The 3,244-nt window shown below is 53.5% G+C and carries 2 protein-coding genes; one reads left to right on the top strand and one right to left on the bottom strand.

Annotation, left to right across the window (positions count from 1 at the left end):
• The coding region (locus H5U36_09745; GenBank protein MBC7218391.1) for an ABC transporter ATP-binding protein at positions 1–1,152 on the top strand (1,152 nt) is incomplete at its 5' end.
• A 34-nt stretch (positions 1,153–1,186) separates the two neighbouring features.
• Here the strand turns inward: H5U36_09745 and glpK are convergent.
• A complete protein-coding gene (gene glpK, locus H5U36_09740) occupies positions 1,187–2,686 on the bottom strand; it encodes a glycerol kinase GlpK (GenBank protein ID MBC7218390.1) in 1,500 nt (499 codons plus the stop codon).
• Positions 2,687–3,244 lie beyond the last annotated feature (558 nt).

Here is a 3,244-nt window from a genome sequence, read left to right as displayed (position 1 = left end):
ATCCTTGGGAGCCTTACGAGCACCATCGAAGAGGATATCACGGGGCTTAGGGTCATCAAGGCATTTGCGCAGGAAAAACGGGAATTTAAAAAATTCGAAGAAGTCAATGCCAACCTCAGAGAAATCGGAGTAAAAGCCCAAATCTATGCGGGAGTCATGGGTCCCTTGATGAACGTCATCAATAACCTGAGTCTTGCTCTTGTTGCCGGATTCGGGGGATGGTTCGTCCTTCAGGGGATGGGGAGCATTGGAACCATTGCGAGCTTCATCGCCTACTCAAGGCAGTTCACCCGCCCCGTGAGCGAACTTGCCATGCAGCTCAACACCCTCCAGTCAGCCATTGCAGGTAGTGAAAGGGTCTTTGCCCTCCTTGATGAAACACCAGAACCCCCTGATCCTCCCTTGGGCTTGGAACCCCCGACAATTCGGGGAGCCGTGGAGTTCCAGAACGTCTCCTTCTCCTACAAGCCGGGGGTTCCTGTCCTGAAAAACGTGAGCTTCTCCGTCCAGCCTGGACAAGTTGTTGCCCTTGTTGGACCCACAGGAGCAGGGAAAACCACCATCGTCAATCTCCTTGCCCGATTCTATGAACCCGATGAGGGAAGCATCTTCATCGACGGCATCGACATACGAAAGATAAACCGAGAGAAGCTCCGTACCCTCCTTGGCATTGTCCTCCAGGACACATACCTCTTTGCCACCACCATCCGGGAAAACATCCGCTACGGAAAGCCCGGAGCAACCGACCGGGAAGTCGAAGAAGCAGCTCGTCTTGCCGGCGCCGAACATTTCATCCTCAGCCTCCCCCAGGGTTACGACACCGTCCTCTCCGATGGTGGGGAAAACCTGAGCCAGGGGCAGCGGCAGCTCCTTGCCATCGCTCGGGCTTTTCTCATGAATCCAGCCATTCTCATTCTTGATGAAGCCACAAGTAACGTTGACACCCACACGGAGCGCTTAGTCCAGGAAGCCATGCTCCGCCTCATGAGGGGACGGACGACCTTCATCATTGCCCACCGCCTGAGCACCATCCGCAATGCGGACCTTATCCTCGTCATCAAGAACGGGGAAATCGTGGAGAGAGGAACCCACGAGGAACTCCTCAAAAAGAGGGGGTTCTACTACAAACTGTACACGAGTCAAAGAGGGTAAAAAAAACCCAAAGTGATGCTTTAGCTTTACCTCCTCACTGAGCCCATCTTTGCGCTCGCTCTACAGCCCTTTTCCATCCCGCGTAGAGTTCCTTCCGGCGTGACGCATCCATTTTCGGTTCGAAAATCCGGTCTACCTTCCACTGTTTGGCAATCTCGTCTTTGCTCCTCCAGAACCCCACTCCCAGCCCAGCAAGGTACGCTGCACCCATGGCAGTCATCTCGGTTACGACCGGTCGTATCACCGGGACACCCAGAATATCAGCCTGGAATTGCATGAGGAAATTATTCTTCACCGCGCCACCATCAACGCGAAGGGACTCAAGCATCTGACCGGAGTCAGCCATCATTGCCTCGAGTATATCCCTGGTCTGGTACGCCATGGACTCAAGGGTAGCTCGGACAATGTGCTCCCGGGTTGTGCCCCGAGTGATTCCAATGATGAGCCCTCGAGCGTACATGTCCCAGTATGGAGCACAGAGTCCGGTAAAAGCAGGAACAACGTAGACTCCAGCGGTATCCGGAACGGATTGGGCCATTGACTCCGTCTGTGCGGCGTTCTCGATAATCTTGAGTCCATCTCTGAGCCACTGGACAGCAGCACCACCAACGAAGGCAAGCCCTTCTAAGGAATATTCAACCCTCCCTTCGATTCCCCAGGCGAGGTCTGTGGTGAGACCGTTTCGGGAGAGAAGGAACTTTTCCCCGATGTTCATCATGAGGGCAAGGGCTGTCCCATAGGTGTTTTTGGCCATGCCTGGCTTGAAACAAGTCTGGCCGAAGAGAGCAGCCTGCTGGTCTCCCGCCACACCAGAGATTGGAATTTCCTCGTTCTCCAGGACCTCTTTGTTCCTCGCTAAAGCAATGACTCCGCTTGAGGGTTTCGGGGAAGGAAGTATTTCTCGGGGAATTCCAAGTGCGTCAAGGAGTTCCTGGTCCCACTCCAAGGTGCGAACGTTGAAGAGCATGGTACGGGATGCGTTAGAGTAGTCTGTTACGTGAGCTACCCCACCGCTCAGGTTCCACACAAGCCACGAGTCCACACACCCCATGAGAAGTCTTCCTTTTTTGGCAAGGTCCATGGCCTCAGGGACATTTTCAAGAATCCATTTGATTTTGGTGGCTGAAAAGTACGCATCAATGGTGAGCCCCGTCTTTTCCCGAACCTTTTCCTCGAAACCTCGAGCCTTCAGGTCCTCGCAGATTGGAGCAGTCCTTCGGCACTGCCAGACGATAGCGTTGTAGACAGGTTGTCCCGTCTCCCTGTCCCACATAACTGTTGTCTCCCGCTGGTTGGTGATACCGATGCCAGCAATTTGAGAAGGACGTGCTTTGGCTTTCTTCATGGCTTCCCGCATGCAGGCAAGGGTCGTCTCCCAGTACTCGCGGGGATTGTGCTCCACCCATCCGGGGTGAGGGTAAATCTGGGTTATCTCCCGGTACGCGCTGGAGACGATATTTCCCTCCTGGTCAACAAGGATAACTCTCGTTCCCGTCGTTCCCTGGTCAATAGCCATGATGTAATCCTTTACCATTACATTTCCCCTCCCATTCCGTAAGAGTTAGAGGCTCAAAAGGCGCAGCGTCTTTAGGGTTTCCCACATTTTCCGGACCACTCCCACCGCCATAGTAAGTCGGAGACCAAATCTTTTTCCAGATCTCCGCAGAAAGAGAAGTCACCGGAAAGCAGGATGGTTTTCAAGCCGGAAGGACGCGTTTCAAACGCAGTTCTCAAAGCCGAAGCCGGGAAACTATCAGGAGAGAGCAAGAAAAAGCTGAGAGCGACCTCTTCGCCCGTCTTCATCTCGGACTACCACCTGAGGAACCTCTCTTGCTCTTCCGTTATCTGTGAAACGGGGAAGAAAAGAGAATTGAGCCGCACAAGGTACCCTGGGTTATAATAAGGTCTGCCCTAACCACCAAAGCTTCAGCATGAGCTACGCTCTGTCTGGGCTCCGGTAGGAAGCTGATTGCCTCGATTTCTTAAAAGCCATCTACTTGCAAGGCGTTAGTAATTATGAATCCGTCCAGATTATCACCGGATTGGACCACTACTCGCCTCCTGTGACAATCTTTACCGAGGCGCTCGTACC

This window comes from Candidatus Caldatribacterium sp. (assembly GCA_014359405.1).
In the GTDB taxonomy this organism is placed as follows: domain Bacteria; phylum Atribacterota; class Atribacteria; order Atribacterales; family Caldatribacteriaceae; genus Caldatribacterium; species Caldatribacterium oleiphilum.
The sequence above is the reverse complement of the archived record's forward strand: the minus strand, read 5'-3'. Positions and strand labels throughout refer to the sequence as shown.

Coding starts and splice junctions, on each gene's coding strand:
- glpK (MBC7218390.1), bottom strand. CDS start 2,686: ATGGTAAAGGATTACATCATGGCTATTGACCAGGGAACGACGGGAACG.